The following is a 22,122-nucleotide window of genomic DNA, read 5'->3' as shown; positions in this document are numbered from 1 at the left end:
GTCCGACAGGCTACTGCATCAATGTATGTATCATCACTTTCAAGCCCTTCAGCATCGTCTCCTGCGACATAGAAGGCAAGCCTGGCTTAGCCACGGCCATCTCTTGCGATGCCGGGAAATGCACGAAGCCACCGAGCATCGGCAGCTGGTGAATGCGAATGTAGTCGAGCAGGGCATACATCGTGTTATTGCATATATACGTTCCGGCCGAATAGGAGATTGCAGCTGGTATAGCTTGCTCCTTCATGTTATCCACCATTTTGCGTATGGGCAGCAGACTGAACAAACCGTCGGGGCCATCCGGGTTGATCCGCTCGTCATGGGGGCGATTCCCGTTATTGTCGGCTACGCTCGATTCCTTAGCGACTTCCTTCAAGTTAATCGCGATCTGCTCCGGTGTAATCGAAGTCCGCCCCGACGCAAGCCCACAGCAGATAACGGCATCCGGCTGCAGCGCCCGCACCGCCTCAAGCAACCTATCCGCACATTCATCAAAGACGACCGGAAGCAGCAAGGTATGAAGCTCCGCCCCGGTAATCTGCTCCTTCCCGATATCGGCAAGCAACCTCTCAGTCGGATTTGTGGCATCCTCTCCAAAAGCTTCAAACGCCGTAATCAATACTTTCATTTACTAATTCCTCCTCCCGCCGTTTGTGGTACATGTTCGTGGTACGCTCAGTTGACCGTTACTATTTAACCGCTGCTATATGACTGGCACAGTACCAGGAGCACAATATACTTCACCCCACGCTAGTCTGAGATCGCACTCTGCTACTGGTCATATTCGAGCTTCCGGCCTCCTAATTAACCATCTAGACTGAGTGAGACAATCTAAACTGATAGCACAAGTGTAAATCATACACTTATTCCACCGGATTACCGGAGCCCTTCTCTTACAAGTGCATTTTGTACACTTAAAATAACCCCTTTCGGATGAAGCAAAGAAATTTAGTTTTCTTAATGTACTTTTTGCAATTAAAGTTTAGCTAGAAGCGATTTATGTGATTTTAGATGTACATTATGCAATTAGCCTCATTGATCTTAGGGGCTCCTTCGGTTACGAGTAAAATAAGATTGTCTACATCGTATAGCTAACTGCGTATTTGCAACTATATCAGCTCTTCTGACCCTGTACAGAGAAAATAGCTGCTTTGATACAACTATCCGGGTGGAATTTCCCCTGATAACGACTTAAGTGGGCAAATAATTGTATATACGCAGCTATTGTATAATCTCAAGACTATTGTTACGAGGATAGTTGTATTTTTGCAGTTATTTGTGAAGCTCTAGCCCAGCTCTTAGCCCCTCTACATCCAGCCCGTCCACAGCAAAAGCCTGGCGCACCAGCTCCGGGGCGACGAACTCGTCGTATTTACCCAAATACGGCGCCTCATCAGGCCCAAGCAGCATCGACGGGTCCGTGCAGGAACCGCATTCGAACAAAATCTGCTCCAATAGCGCCTGGCTGTCTGCTTTACCTGCGACCACGAAATAATACGGCTCCATAGGCACGATCGAACGAAGCGACAGCCGCGGGGAGAGGTTGTTCTTGAGCAGTCGCTCCAGCGTGCGGAATTGCTTGCTGCCGACCCATGGCAGGATGAACAACGAGTCGCCGCCTGCCGGAATGACCGCCGATCTCAGCAGCCCGCTCTCCCTTGCCAGACGGCGAGCCCGCTCCAGTCGGTTCACAGCCTGCGGTGATAGGTACGGATAGATCGTGCTATCCGCCAGCACCTCGCGCATTTTCCGCAGCACCAACGTATGAATGTCGCCGCCTGCCCCAAGCCACAGCGTATCGACTTTGCCTAAGGCCGCTTTTACGTACACCGCCTTGTGCTTGGTGTCCACCTCAGTGACCTTCCACAGCTTACCTGCCAGTGAGAAGCAGTATCCCGGTGGCGGCACCGTCGTAATCGAGCCGATTTCCTCCGTTCCGTTATACACCGCATGTTCCTCATCATCCTTGAACACGGCATAGAAACGGAAGTTGTTCACGATCTTCTCCCCCGTCAGGCCGATGATCAGCGTCTGCTGCTCCGTCCACTGAATATGATCCGTCTGCAGCAAGTAATTCAGGAACACTTTATACGTCTCCGGGGAAATCCGGCGAAAAGAAGGCAGCGACAGCACATCCGAGGCCAGCTCGGCAGGTGTCGCTTCGCCTCTGCTCTTCAATATACTCATCGTCTGATGGTATAGAAGGCCGATCGGCATCTGCCGGATGTCGAGTGGCTCGACCCAGCGGTCGCGGACGTACAGCTCGATGACCGCGATCGCCCGCAGAAGCATCCACGGCATCCGCGCCGGCAGCATCGCATCTTCGTCCTCTTCCTCCGGACAGACGAACAGCATCTCGGATGGCGCATCCCCTCGTCTTCCGGAGCGGCCCAGCCGCTGCACGAAGCTGGAGGCGCTATACGGCGCGCCCAACTGAACGACCCGTTCCAGCTCGCCCAAGTCGATGCCCAGCTCCAGCGTTACTGTCGCGGCGGCAACCGCCGGGCCCGGCTTATCCTTCAGCGCGGCTTCCGCTTCTTCGCGCAGCATCGCCGAGATACTGCCGTGATGCACATAGAACACATCCGGCTGATGACGGTGCGCCGCCACCCTGCGTAGCTCCAGCGTCGTCAGCTCCGCATCGGAGCGGCTGTTGGTGAAGACGAGCGCTTTTTTCAGATGCGTGCTGTCATAGACGAAGTTGTAATAGGCCTTGCGAGCATTCTGCAAATGCTCGGCCTGCTCCTCGTCGCGGGCATCCGGGAACGAGAAATGCTCGACCCTCAGCCGCAGCTTGCGTCCGCCGGGCACGGATACCGCGTCGACTGGCTGCTTGCTTCCCGCGCCGAGCCAGGCCTTGGCCGCTTCATAGTCGCTTAGCGTGGCGGACAAGCCGACTCGTCTAGGCGTGCAGCTCGCCATTCGCTCAATCCGCGTGATCAGGCTCAACACCTGGATGCCCCGGTCCGCCCCCATAAAAGCATGAACCTCGTCGATAATTATATATCTAAGATCATGGAACAGAGCGGGGATCGCATTGGGCCGATTCATCAGCAGCCCTTCCAGCGATTCCGGCGTAATCTGTAGCACACCCGAGGGCTTTTGCATCAGTTTGGTCTTCTCCGTCTGCGAGACATCGCCATGCCAGTGCCAGGCGGGGATATTCCCATCCCTAAGCAGCTCTTTGATCCGTTCAAACTGGTCGTTAATGAGCGCCTTCAAAGGGCCGATATACAAAATACCTACCGAAGCAGATGGACGCTCATGCAGCTCGGTCAAGGCCGGGAAAAAAGCCGCCTCCGTCTTCCCCGACGCCGTTCCTGCGGCAATCAGCATATGGTGCGGAGTGTCCATGCAAATTTTGAGCGCCTCGACCTGGGCTGGACGCAGCGTCTCCCATCTTTTGCGGTAAATAAATTCCTGAATAAACGGTGCCAAGCGATAAAATAGCTGATTCGCCCCGCCGCTCATAATTCAAACTCCGCCAGAAAATCATCCAATTCATCCTTCTGCTCCCCTGCACCCGCTGCTGACTCAACCCTCCGCTCGCCAAGCAGCTGGCTGAACGAAGCCTCTGGATTCTGCTGCAAGGTATGCAGCAAATCCATGAAATCACGTACGACTTCACGCGGTGTCAATAGCTCGTCCGCTCCCATCCGGCTCACGGCCAACTCCATAAATTGAATCAAATCCGCATCCGTCAAAGTCGGAGTATAGCCAAAATGCAAACCATGGATTTGCCGCAGCTTCTGCAGCAGAATCAGAATCTCTTCATGCGAGAGCATCTCCAGCTTGAGAATCGGGCCGGTATAGTTGCGGTAGCCAGCTCCGGCAAAGCGACTCTCCACCAGACGGGAGCGCAGCGCCTCATAACTGAACAGACCGCGCCGTTCGTCCTCGACAAACTGCGGCGTACCGCCCAGGAAAATCCCGAGATGCTCCGCCTTGCCCTGCATCGTATCGTTAAACATCGTCAGCAGCTTTTCGTAGTTGCTCGTCCGGGCGATGCTGTTCGATATTTTATATAAATTAACGCCCTCATCAATAAATAGCAGCAGGCCTTGATAGCCGATCATCGCTACAAATTCCGACCATAGCTTGATATAGTCATACCAGTTGTCATCATCGATAATGGCGCTCACATCCAGTTCTTTCCGCGCTTCGGTCTTGGTCGGGAACTCACCGCGTAGCCAGCGCAGAGCGGCCTGCTTCTGCCCATCCTCCCCGAGCTTATGCCCGTTCCAATAAGCAGCCAGCACACGAGCAAAATCAAAGCCGTGCACCAGGTTCTGCATCTGCGCCGTCACCGTGAAAATCCGCTGCTCGACCACCGCGGTCATTGCCGGATCACCGGGGCGCAGGCCATCCGCCTTCATCGCTTCCTGCTGAATCGTCGTAATCCATTTCTGCAGGACGGTTTCCAGCGCTCCGCCGTCCGGTCGGGTACGGGTCGATAGATGCGTCATCAGCTCACGGTAGGTGGCCAAGCCCTGGCCTTTCGTACCGACTAGACGCCGTTCGGGAGATAAGTCGGCATCAGCCGTCACGAAGTCCCGGTCGAGCGCATAATTGCGTATCGTCTGCAGCAGGAAGCTCTTCCCGCTGCCATAACGTCCAGTGATTAGCCTCATGGCCGCTCCGCCAGCGGCGATATTGTCCATGTCGCGCAGGATAGCTTCAACCTCCGCCTTACGGCCCACCGCGATATGCTCCAGTCCGATTCTCGGCACCACGCCCGCAGTCAATGAATTGACCAGCGCGGTCGTCAACCGCCTCGGTATTTTGATCTCCGCTGTTTTTGATTCCGTCATTCCACTTCACCTCATCCATTCCGCCTTAATCGTGCAAAATAATCTATATAATCTTCCGCGATGGATTCACCATCCACCACCAAGTCCCCAATCGTCTCCATCGCCAGCTCGTTAATTTCATCGAGCAGCAGCGCGGGCATCATCCCGTACTTATCGGCAACTTCATTTATATGGCCGCTCGACTCCTTTAACGTATACAAAACTTCAAGATGTGCCAGCTCCAGCTGCACCGCAAACAGCAGCCAATCCTCGTCCAGGCTGGATGTGTCCCAAACGATCTTCTGGCTGGAGTCTGTATAGGATAGATCATCCTGCTCATTCACCTGTTCTGGCTGTGCTGACACTTCTTCCGTCTCCAGCTCCATTTCCTGCACGCAATCCGTGCTCGGCTCCATCCACGCTTGTTCGATCTCCTCCACCTCCACCGCCTGTCCATCCTCAACAGTCAGCATGCTTCGCACTTCCTCACTATCCTTCTGCAGCGTGGCCAGCCGTTCAGGATCGATAGAGATTACAGGACCGGCAGGCTTCTGTCCTGCGGTATATTCTTTCTCCAGGAAGCGCTCGATCAGCATCTGCGTCTCCGGCATGAGAGAAATGCCGCGCAGCCGCCCTCTATAGTGTTGAAGCTCCCGCAGTTTATTCTCCGTGCAGCGGATCAATTGCGTGATGTAATAACGAAGCGGCGGACATCTTCGGAGTTGGAAAATACGCAGTGGCAGCGTGCGTCCATATAACTCTGCATCATACACCGCACTGCGGAACAAATAACGCTCGATTGTCTTTCCTTTTCCTTTATAGAAGGTATCGACCAGATTTTTATCGGTTGTCTTCCGCAAATAGGAATCGACCAGCGCCACCACCTTCGGCACGTACTCCTCCAAAAGTGCGCGTCCACCACGCACATAAAATTTACTGCGCTGCAAGTCATAATCCGAAAAAGCTAATATATGCTCGACACGCAGCTTGCCAGGATCATTCGCCAAAAGTCGCTGCAATTCCAGATCGAACAGTTCTCCTGACCGGGCCGTAGAAGAGCGCATGACGATGTCCATTAATGGCAGGTTCAGCTTATGCAGCAGCACAAAGTCACAGACCCATTCCGCAATATAGTTGTTCAGCTTCGGGTACATCGATTGATAAGCATCCCATAAGTCCATCAGCAGAGTATAGCCCTGCTTGGGCTCCTCCCAGCCAACACCATGGATCAGCTCATATAAATAGACAAATATGTAGGACAGATCGGTAAAAGGATACCGCCCCTGCCTCACCTCACTGCGCCAGAAAAAATACCAGCTCAGCTGCTCCTTGTCCATCTGGTCGTAGGTTGGCCAATAGCTCATGAACGGCATATAGAGCGATGGCTCCCCTTCCCGCTGGGCCCACTCCCTGGCTTGCTTCACAAATCTCTGCTCTCTCGTAAGCTGTTGCCCTGACAGCGAGCCTCCCTGAGCAGGACGAGGTATATCCTTTCGTTCAGGAATGGTCATTCCCTGCAACGAGCCGCTCTGCTCCTGCGCTTCACTTATATCGATCTCCGCAAACTCTAACGATTTGTCATCTGAATTCATGGAATACACATCACCATTCATCCCATTTTTATGCTCATCTCAAAACTCTCTTCTATGATCATAACATTTTTATTGACGCCAGAACACACGTTCTTTAAGAACCTTTCAGCCAAATGATTCTAAAAAAGCCCGCCAGAAGCCGTATCATATCGGCTTTCAAGCAGGCTCAACTTTGAATTATTAATTTATCGCTTTTCCCTGTACCGTAATAACCTCATCCCAGCCGACATTATATCTCGAATTCATAGTTAAGGTATTATCGGCAAACCGGATCTCCAGCGTGGCACAGAAAGGCGTCTCAATCGCTTGCATCGTTAATACAAGCTCGTCTTGCGATTTCCAAGTGAAGCTACCAGCTACTCTAGTCCTCTTACCTTCGATAGTAATCGTCGATTCAACCAGCCAATGCTCACGTCCCAATGTGATGCTATCTTCACTTTCCAGCTTCATATTCAGACGTGCGGAATCTCTATCGAATTCGATACGCAGTTCCTTCAACGGGAACGGAACTTGCGCCATCTGATCCTGATCGATTTCGTATCTTTTTCCACTGACTTGGGTTTCCAGTATCGACTCACTTCTTAACTGTGGAGCCTCGAGCTGCAGCTTGGCAATATATTCGCTCAGCTCGGCTGATCCCTCATTAGTTGCGACCGGTTCAGGGAGGAAGCCTGGCAGCAGATAATCCCACGCACTATTGAGAATCCCTTGCATATCTCCTGTACCTGAGGTGATCGCTAACACAGCATCCTGCTCCGGCATCACAATACAGAATTGGCCGAATGCCCCGTCTCCACGATGTACCCCATGGCGGCAGCGCCAGAATTGGTATCCGTAGCCCTGCGCCCAGTCGCTATCTCCACCATCGCCATTCGAGATCTGCTTGCTTGTCGCCTCTGCGATCCAGTCTTCATCAATAAGCCGCTCTCCATTCCAAACGCCCTTTTGCAAATATAACTGGCCGAACTTCGCGATATCTTCCGTCGTGATATTCAATCCATAACCACCAGTATTGATCCCGCGCGGGCAAGCAGCCCATGTCGGATTCTCGATAGCAAGCGGTTCGAATAATCGAGGGGTTAGGTAATCAAGCAGACACTGCCCTGAAGCCTTCTGCAAAATCGCAGACAGTATATAGGTCGCCCCGGTATTATAGAGAAAATGGGTTCCTGGCTCGTGCGGTACAGGCAGCTGCAAGAACGCCCTGACCCAGTTGCCATCCTCCGCATTAATTAGTGCATCCATAGTATCCTGATCATGTCCCGTTCCCATCATTAACAGATGGCGGATTTGCATCCCGGCGAGATGTTCAGACAAGGTATTCGGCAGATCCTCTGGGAAAAATGATACAACGGGATCATCCAGCTTCAATATGCCTTCGTGAACCGCCATACCGATCGCCGTTGAAGTGAAGCTCTTGCTTAACGAGAACAGCATATGAGGCAACTCCGGCGCATAAGGAGCCCACCAGCCTTCCGCCGCTACCTGACCATGCCGCAGCAGCATGAAGCTGTGCATTTCAATTTGATGCGCCTTCACATCATCCAGAAAGGAAATGACCTGTTGCGGTACTATCCCCAATTGTTCCGGACTCATTCTTGGTAATGATCTCTTCGTCTTGTGCATCCGTTACTCTCTCCTTATAGGTCGATATCTGCTAGGCAGCTGGACCCATCAATGTATAAAGCTACTTAAATGCAGACAATCATTACCATTATAACTTACGATGCTAGATTTTGTTGGGCAGTGCTTTGACTATTTTTGTTCGGAGATAGTTTTCGTTCGATCCAGCCCATGCCGATATCCGCAATAACCGCCATCAGGGCGGTTGGAATCGCACCGGCCAGGATAATGGCTGTGCCGTCTGTGGCATTCGTTCCGCGCAGAATAATGTCGCCCAGCCCGCCGGCGCCGATAAATGTACCGATCGTGGCAATGCCAATCGTGATGACGAGGGCCGTGCGCAAGCCGGCCATAATCACCGACATCGCCAGCGGCAGCTCGACCATACGCAGCACCTGGAATTTGGTCATCCCCATGGCTTTGCCGGATTCCAGCAAGGTATGATCCACATGACGGATTCCCGTGTACGTGTTCTTAATAATCGGCAGTAAGGAATAGAGAAATAAGGCGAACACCACCGTATTCGTCCCCAGACCCATGACAAGCATCAGCACGGCCAGCATGGCTAAGGCGGGAATGGTCTGGATCACATTTGCCAGTGAAATGACCCACACGCTCAGCTTGTAATGCCGCGCGATCAAAATCCCAAGCGGAATGCCCACAATCGCAGCGAACAAGACCCCGTAAGCGGACATCAGGAAATGGCGATAGAATTGTTCCCAGACATAGCTCGCGTTTTGCGAGTAATATTGTAAAATTTCATTGATCGTCTTCAAAATGCTGCACCCCCTAGTCTTCCTTTTCAAAGTAATGATGTGCTTCCAAAAACTCCTTCGCGATAATAGAAGGCTCCTTCATTTTCCCGTCGGCCTCATAATTCATTTCTTGCATTTTTTCCGTGTCCACGGTTCCGGACAGTTTCTGCAGGATATCTTTAAGCTCGGGATGCTTCTGCAACACATCGTTCCGAGCCACGACTGACGTATCATATGGCGGGAAGAAATGCTTATCATCCTCCAGCACCTTTAAATCAAATGCTTTGATCCGGCCATCCGTCGTATAAGCCAGCACAATGTCCATTTTTCCATTCGCTACAGCCTGGTACACGAGACCAATCTGCATTGGAAAGGTCTTGCCAAATTTAAAGCCATACTCTTCGGCGAATCCCTCATAGCCGTCACCCTTGCGTTTTAGCCAAGCATTATCGACCCCTAATTTCAAATCCGAGACCAAGGGTTCGAGATCCGAAACGGTGTTTAGGTTTTCTTGCTCAGCCATTTCTTTCGTTACGGTGAACGCATAAGAGTTGGCAAATCCATAGGAGTCAAACCAGGTTTGATCAAATCTCTCCTGGAACTCACGCTGGACGATTTCAAGCGCTTGCTCCGGATCTTTTACCGGCTCCATCCCTAACACCCCGGCCAGGTCTGTTCCTGTATACCGGGTAGCTGTAATGGAGACATCCCCGTTGATCATCGCCTTATGCTGAACGATAGATGAGCCTAAATTATTCACCATCTCGACTTGCAGATCTGTGTAATGCTCAATCATAAGCCGAATGATATTCCCCATAATTTGAGACTCTGAGGTGCTTAGTGTTCCTACGGCAATCGTATTCTTTGCTGGTCCTCTCAGCCCCGGAAGAGAACAGCCGCTTATAAGAACAGACAGACTAATGCCTAATATCATGAAAAGCCGATTTCTTTTTAACATAATTCGTGTCGCCTCCTTCCTAAGCTTAAGCCGTCTCTTTCAACTCTCTCATCCCTCTAGGGGTGACCCAATTCTCGATGCGCCCCAACAGGAGATCAACTAATAAGGCCAGAATCGTGACAGGAACTGCCCCTGCGATAATGAATTCGGCCTGATATAAATTCAATCCACTGAAAATATAGTCGCCCAGACCGCCGGCACCAATATAAGCCGCCAGAGTCGCCCAGCCGATCAAGTAAACCGTCGATAAGCGGACACCAGCCATAATCACCGGAACAGCAAGTGGTACTTCAACGTACCGGATCAGTTCCCATCCAGTCATACCCATCCCGCGCCCGGCTTCCAGCAAGCTAGGTTTCACACCACTGACCCCTGTATATGTGTTTCTCAGGATAGGTAGGACTGAATAGAAAAATAAAGCGATGATCGCAGGTATTTTGCCAACCCCAAAAATAGGAATAAAGAATGCTAAAATCGCGAAGCTAGGAAATGTCTGGATCACACCCAATATTCCCATCACGATGCCCGCTCCTTTCGGAAAGTGCGTGAGCACCACGCCAAGCGGAACCGCCACGAGAATCCCTAATAATGTAGCGATTAATGATATATATAGATGCTCCCAGGTTTTGAACAGCATTTCACCACCGTAAGTATCTAGAAATTGTAAAATCGTATCCATCATACCTCCCCTTTCTTATTGCGTTACTTCCTCTTCTCCCCAGATCGAATCATAGACGATGTCTACCAGGCTTGCCCTTGTTACGATACCGACAAGACGATGCTCATGATCCGTAACCGGAACGTATTTCACGCCTTTTTTTAATATGACGCGGATGGTATCTCGTACAAGTGTGTCTTTCGCCACCGTAAACTCGGTTTCGAGCACATCATTGACTAGCCTTGCTTTTCTACGTTTCTGATCAATGATTTCGACATCGACATAGCCTTTCAGTATCTTCTGATCATCGACGACGAGCAGAGAATCGACCCGGTTCTGCTTCATGAGTTGGATCGCATCCGTTAAGGTCCTGTCTCCCGTGATAGTTATAGGACTAGGATTCATGATTTGTTCAACGGTCTGGATGTTAGGTCTGGCCTGGATCAAGCGGTCTTTCCCGATAAATTCTTCCACAAAATCATCCGCCGGATTGCGTAAAATTTCATCAGGTGTGTCGCATTGCACGATCCGTCCATCGCGCATAATGACGATGCGATCCGCCAGCTTCAGCGCTTCATCCATATCGTGAGTGACGAAGACGATGGTCTTGCCCAGCCTTCTCTGCAGTTTCTTGAATTCTTCCTGTAATGCATCTCTAGTAATCGGGTCGAGCGCCCCGAACGGCTCATCCATTAAAATAAGCGGCTGATCCGCAGCCAATGCCCGTAAAACCCCGATACGTTGCTGCTGCCCGCCGCTTAATTCATGCGGATATTTATCTAGATAATCCGGAGTCATATTCACCAGATTCAGCAATTCTGCTGCACGGGCCCGGCGCTTCTCTTCCGGCCATTTTAACAGCTTGGGGACCAGCGAGATGTTCTGCCGAATGGTCATATGCGGGAACAGGCCGATCTGCTGTATGACATACCCGATCTCCCTTCTAAGCTGGACTGGATCTTTTTCCATCACATTTTCCCCATTGATATAGATGCTGCCTTTGGTAGGTTCAATCAAGCGATTGATCATTTTCATGGTCGTGGTCTTACCGCAACCACTAGGTCCGATAAAACAAATAAATTCTCCCTGTTCAAACTCAAATGATAGATCGTCAACCGCTGTTTTTCCGTTTTTATACATTTTTGAAACATGTTCAAATCTCAACAAATGTAAGCACCTCCATTTTTTTCTGTATATCTCGTAGGAATTCAAAACTAATTTGTAATATTCAGTATATAATAAACTTTATAAAATAAAAAGTTTATAAACTGTACGTATTGTATTGTATTTACGCGAAACGATTCTTGAGCGGAGTTATAGCAGGCTTCTCTTATTAATCCTCTCTATTCTCTTCATTTCCTGCCAAATTCTCCTTTTCCGCTTTGAGCCCAAATATGATACATTGGCTTATGAAATGGTAAATTGGAAGGATGATCTCTGTGGAAGAACAACCATTAATCAAAATAAAACATATCGAAGATCAATTTATTGATAGGATCGCAGACAATATGCACACCTACGGCGTCTCGACGACAGTCGGGCGGGTATTGGGCATTATCTATATGAATCGAAAGCCGATGACTCTCGATGAATTGTCGGAATCGACAGGTATGAGCAAGACGCGGATGAGTCAGGTGGTCCGGGAGATGCTCGATCTAAATATCGCCGATAAGGTGTTTGAAAAAGGGGTCCGAAAAGACTTATATAATGTAGAGCAGGACTATTATCAAACGTTCATATCCTTGTTCACATCGAATTGGAAAAAGGCGATTAACAGGAATAAACTGTTCGAGAAGAAGTTGTCTGCAGAATTAACGGAGCTTGTGGAGAATGAAGCGATCGATGGGGAGACGCAGCAAAGGATCGGTATGCTGCTCCAGCAAACCAAGGAATGCCAGGATTATTACCGCTGGCTGGATCGCTTGGTTGACTTTTTTGACAGTGGGGAAATTTTCGAGCATGTCCCAAGGACATAGATGAACGATCATATCCATGAGTTTTTTTCGTGAAGAAATTGGGGGAAAGCGATGAAGGCTGCTTATACTGTAAAATCATTTAATTTTCTTTTTTTCGCTCTGCTGGCGATGTTTATTCCGTTTTTGCCTCTTTACTTCAGTGACCAGGGGCTAAGCGAGACGCAAATTGGGACCATCCTCGGCATCGGTGGATTTATCACCCTGATCGCCCAGCCGTTATGGGGTATGATCAGTGACCGCCTGCGTACCGTCCGCAAAGTGCTGCTGCTGCTCGTAATATGCTGTACTGTTACAGGGTATTCTTTATTCAGCTCGAACAACTACGCATTAATCCTGCTCTTCGTTATGCTGACCTATTTCTTCCTCATGCCGATCGATCCGCTCACCGAGAGCCTCAATTTCCGCGTCGCTGAATCCGAAGGAATCAGCTATGGCTCCCTGCGTACCTATGGTGCATTAGGCTATGCGGTCATGTCGCTGGCGGCTGGATTTCTGATGACTGAATTTGGCTCCCGCAGCCTGGGCTTTACATTTGCCATTATCGGCGTCATCAGTCTGATCGTTACCTTCTTTATGCCAGACGCCCCGGTCTCGGGCAAGCCGGTGACGATCCAGAGTCTGAAGAACTTTCTGAGCAATAGAGAGACGCTGTTATTTCTCATTCTCGTATTCATCAGCTCCATTCCGGCACGGATGAATGACACCTATCTGGGACTATATATTAAAGATTTGGGTGGAAAGCCTGATCTGCTCGGGCTCGCCTGGTTTCTGGCCGCAGGCAGTGAAATTCTAGTATTCTCATTGAGTTTCTGGTGGCTGCGTAAGGACAAGGAATTGGCGATAATTACTTTTGCCGGGGCCTTTTATTTCGTCCGTTTCTTCATTTCCGCCTGGATCAAAGATCCAAACTGGCTCGCGTATTTGCAGCTACTGCAGTTGCTTACATTCCCTTTGTTCTACACCGCTGCGATCCAATACCTGTACAATATTGTGCCTGTGGAGTGGCGGGCAACCGGTCAGACCGTACTGGCGCTGCTCTTCTTCGGAGTATCCGGCATCCTCGCATCTTTTGTCGGCGGAGCGCTGTATCAAGCCTTTGGCGGACACACTATGTACCTTTCTATTTCTATAATGTCGTTGATCGGCACCTTATTCGGGTTACTGCTCTATCGTAGGTACGGACGCAAAAAGACCGGGGAAGTATCTTAACCCCGGCTTTTGACTTATCTTGTTGACCTATCTTGAGTTAACATGGATTGTTAGAGCTTACCCTCGCTTGTTAGAGCTTCCGGTATTTCCGCAGCGCTACAACATTCAACAGGATAAATAAAGCGGCGAATAGAACTAGCACGGAAAGATCGAAGGCGATATCAGGGAATCCTAGTCCTTTGTACATTACACCCTTTAGCGCGTCGGCTCCGTAATAGAGCGGCATGATTCTGGCCACCACCTGTACCCAGGTATCCATATGCTCTAGCGGGAAAATGCCAGCAAAAAAGATCTGCGGTACGATCACAAGCGGAATGAATTGAACCATCTGGAATTCCGACGCGGCAAAGGTCGATAATAGTATACCGAGCGATAGAGCTACAAATGCCAGCAGCAGATTCGTGAGCAGCACATACCAGATCGAGCCGGACAGATTCATGCCCAACACCATCGTTGCGTATATAACGACAATCACGGTTTGAATGAACGCGAAGATGCCATAGCCAGCCAAATATCCGGTGATAACCTCGCCCCTGCGTACCGGCGTTGACATGAGCCGTTCCAGTGTTCCGGTCGTGCGCTCCCGCAGCAAGCCGATTCCGGAAATCAGAAATACGAAGAAGAAGACGAAGAAACCGATCAATATTGGACTTAAGGTATCAAAAAAGCTGGTGTCCTCGCTGCCATATACATACTCTACAGTTACTCCAGGCTTGGGGGAAGTGGCTGCTTGCCCTTGCTGCTGCATACCGCCCGCCAATAATTCGGTCGCCTGCCCGATCTTCATCTGCAGTGCCTTCGACTGGGATGGGTCACTATTTTCCAGGATAAGGTGAATACTGCCCGCCTGCATCTCAATCACTGCATCCAGCTGATCTTGCAGTAATGTATCTTTATCCGCCTTGTCATACGCAATGGCATCCAGCCCTTGCTGCTCCAGACTTGCGGTCAATTGTGGAGGCAGGCCGACAACACCAATCTTAGCGTCAGCAACATCACCCGTGTGATTGAACAAGTAATGCATCAGGGACAGCACGAGCAGCGGCGCCAGAAAAAGTAGAGCCAATGTGCGCTTGTCACGCAGCATCTGTTCGCAGATTCTTTTGATCAGCGCTCTGATTCTCATAAGGTGACACCCCCTGCCCGTAGGAACACTTCTTCCAGGTCTGCGGCATCATACTGCTGCCTTAACTGCTCTGGCGTTCCTTCGGCCAAAATCCTTCCCTCACGCACCATCGCCAATTGATCACATTTGCTCGCTTCATCCATCACATGCGTAGTTACGATAATCGTCTTCCGTTCGCTGGTTTTCAAGCGGATAAGCTCCTTCCAGATCGACTGTCTCAGCTCCGGATCGATGCCGACCGTCGGCTCGTCGAGGATAAGCACGGCAGGATCGTGAATCAGGGCGATCGCCAGCGACAATCTCCGCTTCATACCACCGGAATAGACGGCCACCTTTTTCCCCAGCTCTTCCGTCAGATGAACCAGCTCCGCCGCATAGGCGATCCGCTGCTTCTGCTCCCTTCTGCTCATCTTGAACATCGAGGCAAAAAATTTCAAATTCTCCTCTGCTGTGAGTTCAGTGTATAGCGCATCCGATTGCGCCATATAGCCGATTTGCTGTAGCATGGACAGGCTGGGCATTGCTGTTCGCAGCACTTCGATGCGTCCCTCGTCCGGCAGATCCATGCCGACCATCATTTTGACGAGCGTTGTTTTGCCAGCGCCCGATGGACCGATCAATCCGTAAATTTGCCCTTCCTCCATCTGCAGATCCACTTTGCTCAGTACAGTCTTGCGTCCAAAGCTTTTGCTGACCTGCTCCACTTTAACGGTTGCTGCTGTCATCTTGCCAACCTCCTATGTTAATGAACACTGCGTTGATTATCTTTGGTGGTTTCATTATAATCAATACATATTTCAAGTACAATAAACAGAATGTCGCGATGTGATCATTACTGAACAGTTCGGCAAAAGATGTTGATTTAAGTAGGTTATGATTTAAATAGCATATATGGAGGAGATCAGAATCATGGACCCGTCAACTGATCGGCGAGTTACGCGGACTAAGGCCGCCATTCGCCAAGCATTAACAGAATTGATGGAGGAAAAAGGCTTTGACGCGCTGACCGTAAAGGATGTTACGACCCGAGCGCAAATAAACCGCGGCACCTTCTATCTACATTACCGTGATAAATACGATCTTCTGGAGCAAAGTGAGCAGGAGCTGATCAGAGGCCTGATCGCGATTCTCAGCACCATCCGTAGCTTCGACGTTGATCATTTGGAGCAATCTTTTCACTATATTGTCAGGGTAATTGAGTATTTGGGCGAGCACGCCGATTTCTTGAAGACCATTCTCGGGCCCAAGGGCGACATTTCTTTTCATTCTTTGCTTAAAACGATGATGACGGAGCATTTATTTGAGAAAAATGTGGTGCCATTCATTAAGAAGGAAAATGCGCTCGTCCCGACCGAGTACCTTGTCGCTTATATCGCGTCAGCGCATTTCGGCATTATCCGTGAACGTCAAATAGACCCCACCTAGCGGACAGACTGGGGCCCGTGTATGATGAATGAGATTAGTTTAGACGACAGAAGTCCGGTAATGTCGATGACCACGGCATGAAGGGCTCTAATACCTGCGCCTCTTGCAGATTAACCTGTTGCGGCAATTGTTCAAACAGGTACGTGAGATAACGGAACGGATGCAGCCCATTTTCCTTGGCCGTCTCGATTACGCTGTAGATTGCTGCGCTAGCTGCAGCTCCCCTCGGTGTATAGGCAAACAGCCAGTTTTTTCGTCCGATCACAAACGGCTTGATCGAACGCTCCCCGCGGTTATTGTCAATCTCCAGCCGACCATCTTTCAGGAAAGCCGTCAGTTTGTCCCACTGGTTCAGACTGTAGGCAATCGCCTGACCCAGCAAGCTCTTCGGCATCGTCCGGGGTTTCTGCTGACGTAGCCAAGCATAATAACCATCCAGCACCGGACGGCTTTGCTCCTCACGTGCCTTCCGTCGTTCCTCAGGCGTCGCTTCTTTGAGCTCCCGCTCAATGGCAAATAGCTGGTTGCACCAGGCAAGCCCTTGCGCAGCCACACTGTGCGGATTGCTTCTGGCCTCCGGCGCCGCTTTCAGGGCTTCATCGTATTTGCGACGCGCATGCGCCCAGCATCCAACCAGTGTCACATCCTTGACCTTGTGGTAGCCGGGGTACCCATCCACATGCAGATAGCCGTTGAACCCCGCCAGCATATCTCTCGGATGTTCGCCGCCTCGCGTACGCTGGTAGTCGTAGAGCACCACCGGACCCACTCCTTGACCTGTGCGGTACAGCCACATATACGACTCCGACTGCGCCGCTTTCCCAGGCTCCTTCAGCACCTGCAGCGTTGTCTCGTCCGCGTGCAGCACCTCTTGCTTCAGCAAATACCGTTTCATTTCCGCGACAACGGGTTTTAGCCACTGCTCCGCGCCGTAGATCATCCAGTTCGCCATCGTTTGCCTCGACAGCGGATACCCCAAACGGGCCCAATCCTGCTCTTGCCGGTACAGTGGCAGACTATTGACGTATTTTTGGCACATGATATGCGCCATCGCCGATGGCGAGGCTAGACTGCCAGGATAGACGGGCCGAGGCATCGGGGCCGTGAGGATCGGCGTTTGCAGCTCGTGGCGCTCGCAATGACGGCAGGCATACACGTGACGCACATGCTCTACGAGCTTGACCTGTGGGGGCATCACTGCAATTTCACGGCGGGTCTCCGTGGTCATCTCATGCAGCGAGCCCCCGCAGCAGTCGCAGATTTGCTCGTGTTCCGCAAGGGTATACGTGACGGTTTCCACCGGCAGTTTGGATAGATCGGCTTCGCGTTTGCCGCTGGTTTTACGGCGCTCATACGTGATCGATTCTTTTTCCGGTTCTGGCAAAGCCGTTACTTCCGCTTCGTTAAACAGATTCAGCTCCAGTTGATCCGGATGCGTCTTCTCGCTGGAAGCGCCAAAGCGCTTCTGCTGCGCGAGCCGAAACTGTTCTTCATACCACTTCAGTTTCGCGGACAGCTCGGCAAGCTCCCGTTCCTGCTGGCGATTTTGTTGTTCCAACTGGGCATTTTGCTGTTGAAGTTGTTCAAGGGTGAGGGATTCCGGTTCATTTTTCATGAGGGTATGATTCGACAAGCGCAGCTCCAAATCCTGCATGCCCTAGTTTAGATCCTATTAGATCGCTACTTCCGGCGAAACAGGGGCATGCGCCTGACGCTGGGTGAGCGAAAGGCCGTCCAGCAGCCAGCGCAGTTCACGCTGCGAAAGGCACAAAGGAGTCGTGCCGCCTGCGGGCCACTGAAACGAACCACGTTCCAGTCTGCGATAGTAGAGCCAGAAGCCGGCATGATCCCAGTGCAGGATTTTGAGCTTGTCCCGCCTGCGATTGCAGAACACAAACAGCGCCGGGGAAAACGGGTTAAGCGCGAATTGCTCCTGCACGATCGCCGCAAGTCCGTCAATGGATTTACGCATGTCGGTTGCGCCACAAGCCAGATATACCGGTGATGCTGAAGTGAAACTCAGCATAACGGGGCAAGAGCCGCAACCACGTCGCGAAGCAGCCCCGGTTCAAAACCGGAACGAACATCGATCCGAGCGACCCCGACTTGGATTTGAAGCGATTCGGTTGCTGCAGCCTGATGGGTAACCGTAACCGGACGGAAGGTAGTGGCGGAAGCGGCCTGATCTTGTCTTTGGGCTTTGTAGAGCCAGTATTTTAATTGATGAACGGTCAGATTCTGCTCCGCGCACCAAGCTTTCATCGTTTGCCCACTGGCCCGATAAGCCTGAATTCGTTCCGCCCATAACGCCTGTAAATTCATCTCCATTCACAATCCATCCTTTCGTATGTGTGATGGATTTATTGTGACTGATTCAAACCATTATGGACAGGTGTGCTGGGTTTGACGCTTACGCTTATATCGCGTCAGCGCATTTCGGCATTATCCAGCAATGGCTGACACAAGGACGGAAAGAATCCCCGCAAGAGATCGCTTCGATCATGTTCAAGCTCTCGGCCCGAGGCCCTCTATATGCTGCAGGCGTCATTAAGGATCCGATGATTCCGTGATGGAACGACCGTAGGGGCGAGATTCCGTGGGATAGGTTGGGCGGGTTAGGGGCGAGCTGAGGATAATAAGTGCTTTTATGCAGCTATCTGGCCCCTTTATCGCCGAAACAGGAGATATAACTGCAATTATACAACTATCCAGATGGATTCTCCTCGAAAACGGAGCTTAAGCAGGAAAATAGTTGCACGGATGCAGTTATTTCTGATGGCAGACTGTTTTTTGGGGGAATAGATGTATTTTTGCATTTATTTTTTTGAGGACCTTAAGGGCAACTGTTTAGAGCTAAACTGTGTCACAGGATGCGTATGATGTAATTGCAGATTATACACTTATTTTTGGGGACGATTATATAGGTACTCTTGTAGCTGCATTTAGTACAGTTAAAATCCCACTTTTCTCGCGAATCAAGGAAAATTGTTTTTTAACTGTAACTTTTACAATTAAAGTGGAGCTAGAGCCGAGCTGTGATCTTTTAGCTGCATATTTTGCATTAGAAATTACAAAAAAAGACCGCTCTACGAGCGGCCGTTATTTCAATCAATGGTTAATGGGATTGTTCTCGCAGCTGTTCGATCTTTTGAGGAGAGAAACCAGTAGCTGCAGCGATAACTGAGGCTTCCAGCCCCAAGTCAATCATACGTTTAGCAACTTTCTCTAGCTACTTCACAAAACGCTCGATAAACTGGGTAACCACGTGCTCATACTTCTCTGGATCAGCCTGGTACGCCTCTGCGTGCCCGGCGCCAGGAACGATGTAGAGCTCCTTCTCTACCGGACTATGCTCGTACACGCTATGTACCATATCCGTCGGTACGAAGCTGTCGTCAGCGCCATGGATGAACAGTGTCGGAATCTGCGACTTCTTCACTTGCCGCAGTGCTGATGCTTCTCCGAAGAAATATCCGGCCCTGAGCTTCGCTAACAGACTGGTTGTATGCAATAGTGGAAATCTCGGCAGGCGGTACATCCGCTTCAATTGGAAGGACAGTTCGTCTTTCACTGAGGTGTAACCGCAATCCTCCACAACAGCCTTGACATTGGCAGGCAAGTTTTCTCCGCTTGTCATCATGACCGTTGCACCGCCCATCGAGACTCCATGCAGAATAATTTGTGTATTTTGACCATGAACCTCAATAGCGCGTTGAATCCATTGTAAATAATCCTTGCGTTCCGGCCAGCCGAAGCCGATATAGCTGCCCTCGCTCTGCCCATGACCCCGGGCATCCGGCACCAGAACATGGTACCCCAGCCGTTCATAGTACATGCGAGCATAGCTGCTCATTCCCATCGCATTACCTGTATATCCATGCGCAAGAATCGCTGTCTTGCCGGAATCCACCGGGGCAGCCAAATAGTAGGCCCGCAGGCGAAGTCCATCTGTCGATGTCATTTCCCATGGTTCGAAGCTCTGCTGTCTCCACCAATCTTGATCCGCGTTCATCGCTTCTCTGGCTTCCTCAAGCTGCTCGCGGGCCTGCAAATCCGGATTGTCGATCATGAAATGCTTGGCAGCACGGGCAACGGCCATATGATAAAAATAGAAGCTGGCAACGGTAATGATGAACAGCAGTACGATGATTGCTACAATTGCGTATGTCATCTCGGTTTCTGAAACTCGCTCCCTCAATATATAGTTAATAGACTTCATTCACTATAACAATATTTAAGAGAGCGTTCAATATCAAACATCAGGCTTCCAACTTGGCAGTTTGTGTTCTCGTCTGTGTCCGCGTCCGATTTCCCGGTCTCTTCGTGAATTGCCCCAGACAGTACAGCACCAGGAATAGAACCATGAAACCAGCTGAATAACGATACATCACGGCATAATTCGTAGCCGAAGCAATCAGTCCCAGAATAATCGAGCCGATCGCAACACCAAAGTCCGTCGAGTTATAGAACATGCTGTTAGCTGTACCATATTGCTCTGGCGTTGAAGTACGGATCATCCAGGCTTGCAGTGTCGGTTGAATTGCTCCAAAGCCGAGACCATACAGCAGCGCAGATACGATCAATAATGGTAGCGTCCGCGTATAAGACAGCACGAGCATACTTGCTACGACGAAGAGAGTCGCTGGAATCAAGACAGCCGCATGCCCTCTGCGGTCAAAGATCCGGCCGGAAATAGGACGAATGATAATAATCGTAATTACGTTGAACAGGAAGAACAAGCCTACCTGCTGCAGATGAATAAACTCGCCGAACAGGGCGATGAAACCGAGCAGTCCACTGTAAGTAATGCAAAGAATTGTATTAAGCAAAGCGGGGAACCAGATTTTATGGTTGAATTTCGCTTTTGCTCGCCCTTTGTCGTGCTGTTTGGTGATTTTACTCATGGATTTAGAAGGATCTTCCGGAATGGAGCGAGTGATCCACAATATAGGCAAGATCAATACTACAGTAATCGTCGCTATGAATGTCAGATTGTTAAATCCGTACGAATGCATGACGTTCAGCCCGATCATAGGCCCGAAGGACATGGCCAGACTGGTAGATAGACCGAAGTAGCCGATCCCTTCCCCCATGCGGCTTACCGGAATAATCTGCGATACCAATGTCGGCAGAATCGTACTGGAGATCCCGAACCCGATCCCGAATCCAACCCGCATGGCCAAGAGCCCACCAATAGTTGCTGCCAATGAATAGATCCCGGTCATTACAGCTGCGATAATAAGTCCAGCATAGAGCAGCTTCTCACGCGGTACTTTCTTGATTAACGCCGCCGTCAGGAACCTGGCGATAATGGCCGCCACTGCGAAAAGACTGGTGACCAGACTGACTTGGAAATCCCCGGCTTGATATTCATTTTTGACGTATGCCGGAAATGTCGACAGTAACATATGCAAATTCAAAAACATTAAAAAAGCGCAAATTGTTAACGAAACAAAGGATTTCGTCCACAACCGATCTTGATTTTCTAACATATACTCATTCCTGCTTTCTGTGTCTAAAACTTTCTTCTTGTAACCTTATTCCTTGTTAACCTCACTAAAATGCTCCCCTATACGATTCAGAAGCTCCATTAACATGTCATACTCCTCTGCGGAGATGCACTCTAGTATTTCATTCTTTAAGTCCTCTTCATGAAGCCTGCCTGCTTCAGCCACTTCCTTGGCCTTATCCGTGCTAAACACCAGAAAGGAGCGTCGATCCCGCTCACCCTGCTGCTTGCGGATTAGCCCTTTGCCCTCCAATTGATCCAGAATCCGCGTCGTTGTAGGATGGTCCTTCCTTGCGCGCTGGGCGATTTCTTTCTGAATCAAGCCTTCCGAATCCCCAATCCCCAGTAATACGGTCAATTGCTCCGGGGTTATATCATACTGCTTCAGATGATGCTGCATATACATCGCCAGTTTCCGATAAGTCACACCCATCGCGGAACCCATCGAAGGAGGGAGATCATGTCTGCTATTATTTGTCATTGCGGTCACCTCAGTTACCT

21 protein-coding genes and 1 pseudogene are annotated in these 22,122 nt (G+C 50.3%); 4 read left to right on the top strand and 18 right to left on the bottom strand.

Annotation, left to right across the window (positions count from 1 at the left end):
• Window positions 1–10 precede the first annotated feature (10 nt).
• The 9 genes from BFJ94_RS05540 to BFJ94_RS05500 all read right to left on the bottom strand — a co-directional run bounded on the left by BFJ94_RS05540 (window position 11) and on the right by BFJ94_RS05500 (window position 11,543).
• On the bottom strand, window positions 11–628 hold the full coding sequence (locus BFJ94_RS05540) for a pyroglutamyl-peptidase I (RefSeq protein WP_120461761.1): 618 nt from the start codon (window positions 626–628) through the stop codon (window positions 11–13).
• A 644-nt stretch (window positions 629–1,272) separates the two neighbouring features.
• Window positions 1,273–3,471: a DEAD/DEAH box helicase gene (locus tag BFJ94_RS05535; RefSeq protein WP_120461760.1), complete on the bottom strand. Its 2,199-nt coding sequence runs from the start codon at window positions 3,469–3,471 to the stop codon at window positions 1,273–1,275.
• A complete protein-coding gene (locus tag BFJ94_RS05530; RefSeq protein ID WP_120461759.1) occupies window positions 3,468–4,811 on the bottom strand; it encodes an ATP-binding protein in 1,344 nt (447 codons plus the stop codon). Before BFJ94_RS05530 ends, BFJ94_RS05535 begins: the two co-directional genes overlap by 4 nt.
• Before the next feature lie 11 nt (window positions 4,812–4,822).
• Window positions 4,823–6,382 (bottom strand): TerB N-terminal domain-containing protein, encoded by a 1,560-nt coding sequence (locus BFJ94_RS05525; RefSeq protein WP_162944189.1) that lies wholly within the window; start codon window positions 6,380–6,382, stop codon window positions 4,823–4,825.
• A gap of 180 nt (window positions 6,383–6,562) precedes the next feature.
• Window positions 6,563–8,008 (bottom strand): serine hydrolase domain-containing protein, encoded by a 1,446-nt coding sequence (locus tag BFJ94_RS05520; protein WP_120461757.1) that lies wholly within the window; start codon window positions 8,006–8,008, stop codon window positions 6,563–6,565.
• Window positions 8,009–8,103: 95 nt separating this feature from the next.
• Entirely contained in the window at window positions 8,104–8,781 is a 678-nt protein-coding gene (locus BFJ94_RS05515) for an ABC transporter permease (protein WP_120461756.1), read from the bottom strand.
• A 13-nt stretch (window positions 8,782–8,794) separates the two neighbouring features.
• A complete protein-coding gene (locus tag BFJ94_RS05510; protein WP_120461755.1) occupies window positions 8,795–9,718 on the bottom strand; it encodes an osmoprotectant ABC transporter substrate-binding protein in 924 nt (307 codons plus the stop codon).
• A gap of 25 nt (window positions 9,719–9,743) precedes the next feature.
• Window positions 9,744–10,397, bottom strand: coding sequence for an ABC transporter permease (locus tag BFJ94_RS05505; RefSeq protein WP_120461754.1), 654 nt, complete (start codon window positions 10,395–10,397; stop codon window positions 9,744–9,746).
• Between the two features lie 15 nt (window positions 10,398–10,412).
• Entirely contained in the window at window positions 10,413–11,543 is a 1,131-nt protein-coding gene (locus BFJ94_RS05500) for a betaine/proline/choline family ABC transporter ATP-binding protein (protein WP_120461753.1), read from the bottom strand.
• Window positions 11,544–11,815: 272 nt separating this feature from the next.
• Between BFJ94_RS05500 and BFJ94_RS05495 the strand changes: the two genes are divergently transcribed.
• Both BFJ94_RS05495 and BFJ94_RS05490 read left to right on the top strand, forming a co-directional pair.
• Complete coding sequence (locus tag BFJ94_RS05495) at window positions 11,816–12,352, top strand: GbsR/MarR family transcriptional regulator (protein WP_120461752.1); 537 nt, start codon at window positions 11,816–11,818, stop codon at window positions 12,350–12,352.
• Between the two features lie 51 nt (window positions 12,353–12,403).
• The gene (locus BFJ94_RS05490) at window positions 12,404–13,561 is read left to right on the top strand and encodes an MFS transporter (RefSeq protein ID WP_120461751.1); all 1,158 of its coding nucleotides are present in this window, start codon (window positions 12,404–12,406) and stop codon (window positions 13,559–13,561) included.
• 70 nt (window positions 13,562–13,631) lie between these two features.
• Here the strand turns inward: BFJ94_RS05490 and BFJ94_RS05485 are convergent, their stop codons facing one another.
• Together BFJ94_RS05485 and BFJ94_RS05480 are read right to left on the bottom strand one after the other, a co-directional pair.
• Entirely contained in the window at window positions 13,632–14,687 is a 1,056-nt protein-coding gene (locus tag BFJ94_RS05485; RefSeq protein WP_120461750.1) for an ABC transporter permease, read from the bottom strand.
• Window positions 14,684–15,412: an ABC transporter ATP-binding protein gene (locus BFJ94_RS05480; protein ID WP_120461749.1), complete on the bottom strand. Its 729-nt coding sequence runs from the start codon at window positions 15,410–15,412 to the stop codon at window positions 14,684–14,686. The genes BFJ94_RS05485 and BFJ94_RS05480 overlap by 4 nt, the downstream gene beginning before the upstream one ends.
• A gap of 184 nt (window positions 15,413–15,596) precedes the next feature.
• Between BFJ94_RS05480 and BFJ94_RS05475 the strand changes: the two genes are divergently transcribed.
• The gene (locus BFJ94_RS05475; protein ID WP_162944187.1) at window positions 15,597–16,112 is read left to right on the top strand and encodes a TetR/AcrR family transcriptional regulator; all 516 of its coding nucleotides are present in this window, start codon (window positions 15,597–15,599) and stop codon (window positions 16,110–16,112) included.
• 34 nt (window positions 16,113–16,146) lie between these two features.
• On the opposite strand, the gene tnpC is transcribed toward BFJ94_RS05475, so the two are convergent.
• The 3 genes from tnpC to tnpA are packed head-to-tail and all read right to left on the bottom strand — an operon-like array spanning window position 16,147 to window position 18,440.
• On the bottom strand, window positions 16,147–17,727 hold the full coding sequence (tnpC, locus tag BFJ94_RS05470) for an IS66 family transposase (protein WP_120465091.1): 1,581 nt from the start codon (window positions 17,725–17,727) through the stop codon (window positions 16,147–16,149).
• Window positions 17,728–17,784: 57 nt separating this feature from the next.
• Window positions 17,785–18,138, bottom strand: a complete 354-nt coding sequence (tnpB, locus tag BFJ94_RS05465) for an IS66 family insertion sequence element accessory protein TnpB (RefSeq protein ID WP_120461667.1) — start codon at window positions 18,136–18,138, stop codon at window positions 17,785–17,787.
• Window positions 18,132–18,440 carry an IS66 family insertion sequence element accessory protein TnpA gene (tnpA, locus tag BFJ94_RS05460; protein WP_120461666.1) on the bottom strand — a complete coding sequence of 103 codons (309 nt, stop codon included), beginning with the start codon at window positions 18,438–18,440 and terminating at the stop codon, window positions 18,132–18,134. The genes tnpB and tnpA overlap by 7 nt, the downstream gene beginning before the upstream one ends.
• 56 nt (window positions 18,441–18,496) lie before the next feature.
• On the opposite strand from tnpA, the gene BFJ94_RS05455 reads away from it, so the two are divergent.
• The gene (locus tag BFJ94_RS05455; RefSeq protein WP_120461747.1) at window positions 18,497–18,682 is read left to right on the top strand and encodes a TetR-like C-terminal domain-containing protein; all 186 of its coding nucleotides are present in this window, start codon (window positions 18,497–18,499) and stop codon (window positions 18,680–18,682) included.
• A gap of 545 nt (window positions 18,683–19,227) precedes the next feature.
• Here the strand turns inward: BFJ94_RS05455 and BFJ94_RS26355 are convergent.
• The 4 genes and pseudogenes from BFJ94_RS26355 to BFJ94_RS05440 form a co-directional block, all read right to left on the bottom strand.
• Window positions 19,228–19,323, bottom strand: a pseudogene (locus tag BFJ94_RS26355) (hypothetical protein); the annotation flags it as partial.
• Between the two features lie 18 nt (window positions 19,324–19,341).
• Entirely contained in the window at window positions 19,342–20,283 is a 942-nt protein-coding gene (locus BFJ94_RS05450) for an alpha/beta hydrolase (protein WP_120461746.1), read from the bottom strand.
• 88 nt (window positions 20,284–20,371) lie between these two features.
• Window positions 20,372–21,604 carry an MFS transporter gene (locus BFJ94_RS05445; RefSeq protein WP_120461745.1) on the bottom strand — a complete coding sequence of 411 codons (1,233 nt, stop codon included), beginning with the start codon at window positions 21,602–21,604 and terminating at the stop codon, window positions 20,372–20,374.
• A 45-nt stretch (window positions 21,605–21,649) separates the two neighbouring features.
• On the bottom strand, window positions 21,650–22,102 hold the full coding sequence (locus BFJ94_RS05440; protein WP_120461744.1) for a MarR family winged helix-turn-helix transcriptional regulator: 453 nt from the start codon (window positions 22,100–22,102) through the stop codon (window positions 21,650–21,652).
• Window positions 22,103–22,122 lie beyond the last annotated feature (20 nt).

Source organism: Paenibacillus aceti, assembly GCF_003614185.1.
Lineage (GTDB): Bacteria > Bacillota > Bacilli > Paenibacillales > Paenibacillaceae > Fontibacillus > Fontibacillus aceti.
The sequence above is the reverse complement of the archived record's forward strand: the minus strand, read 5'-3'. Positions and strand labels throughout refer to the sequence as shown.

What these genes read in the sequence shown, in the direction of transcription:
- BFJ94_RS05540 (WP_120461761.1), bottom strand. Translation starts at nt 628, where the DNA reads ATGAAAGTATTGATTACGGCGTTTGAAGCTTTTGGAGAGGATGCCACA.
- BFJ94_RS05535 (WP_120461760.1), bottom strand. Translation starts at nt 3,471, where the DNA reads ATGAGCGGCGGGGCGAATCAGCTATTTTATCGCTTGGCACCGTTTATT.
- BFJ94_RS05530 (WP_120461759.1), bottom strand. Translation starts at nt 4,811, where the DNA reads ATGACGGAATCAAAAACAGCGGAGATCAAAATACCGAGGCGGTTGACG.
- BFJ94_RS05525 (WP_162944189.1), bottom strand. Translation starts at nt 6,382, where the DNA reads ATGAATTCAGATGACAAATCGTTAGAGTTTGCGGAGATCGATATAAGT.
- BFJ94_RS05520 (WP_120461757.1), bottom strand. Translation starts at nt 8,008, where the DNA reads ATGCACAAGACGAAGAGATCATTACCAAGAATGAGTCCGGAACAATTG.
- BFJ94_RS05510 (WP_120461755.1), bottom strand. Translation starts at nt 9,718, where the DNA reads ATGTTAAAAAGAAATCGGCTTTTCATGATATTAGGCATTAGTCTGTCT.
- BFJ94_RS05505 (WP_120461754.1), bottom strand. Translation starts at nt 10,397, where the DNA reads ATGGATACGATTTTACAATTTCTAGATACTTACGGTGGTGAAATGCTG.
- BFJ94_RS05490 (WP_120461751.1), top strand. Translation starts at nt 12,404, where the DNA reads ATGAAGGCTGCTTATACTGTAAAATCATTTAATTTTCTTTTTTTCGCT.
- BFJ94_RS05485 (WP_120461750.1), bottom strand. Translation starts at nt 14,687, where the DNA reads ATGAGAATCAGAGCGCTGATCAAAAGAATCTGCGAACAGATGCTGCGT.
- BFJ94_RS05480 (WP_120461749.1), bottom strand. Translation starts at nt 15,412, where the DNA reads ATGACAGCAGCAACCGTTAAAGTGGAGCAGGTCAGCAAAAGCTTTGGA.
- BFJ94_RS05475 (WP_162944187.1), top strand. Translation starts at nt 15,597, where the DNA reads ATGGACCCGTCAACTGATCGGCGAGTTACGCGGACTAAGGCCGCCATT.
- tnpC (WP_120465091.1), bottom strand. Translation starts at nt 17,727, where the DNA reads ATGAAAAATGAACCGGAATCCCTCACCCTTGAACAACTTCAACAGCAA.
- tnpB (WP_120461667.1), bottom strand. Translation starts at nt 18,138, where the DNA reads ATGCTGAGTTTCACTTCAGCATCACCGGTATATCTGGCTTGTGGCGCA.
- tnpA (WP_120461666.1), bottom strand. Translation starts at nt 18,440, where the DNA reads ATGGAGATGAATTTACAGGCGTTATGGGCGGAACGAATTCAGGCTTAT.
- BFJ94_RS05455 (WP_120461747.1), top strand. Translation starts at nt 18,497, where the DNA reads ATGGACAGGTGTGCTGGGTTTGACGCTTACGCTTATATCGCGTCAGCG.
- BFJ94_RS05450 (WP_120461746.1), bottom strand. Translation starts at nt 20,283, where the DNA reads ATGACATACGCAATTGTAGCAATCATCGTACTGCTGTTCATCATTACC.
- BFJ94_RS05445 (WP_120461745.1), bottom strand. Translation starts at nt 21,604, where the DNA reads ATGTTAGAAAATCAAGATCGGTTGTGGACGAAATCCTTTGTTTCGTTA.
- BFJ94_RS05440 (WP_120461744.1), bottom strand. Translation starts at nt 22,102, where the DNA reads ATGACAAATAATAGCAGACATGATCTCCCTCCTTCGATGGGTTCCGCG.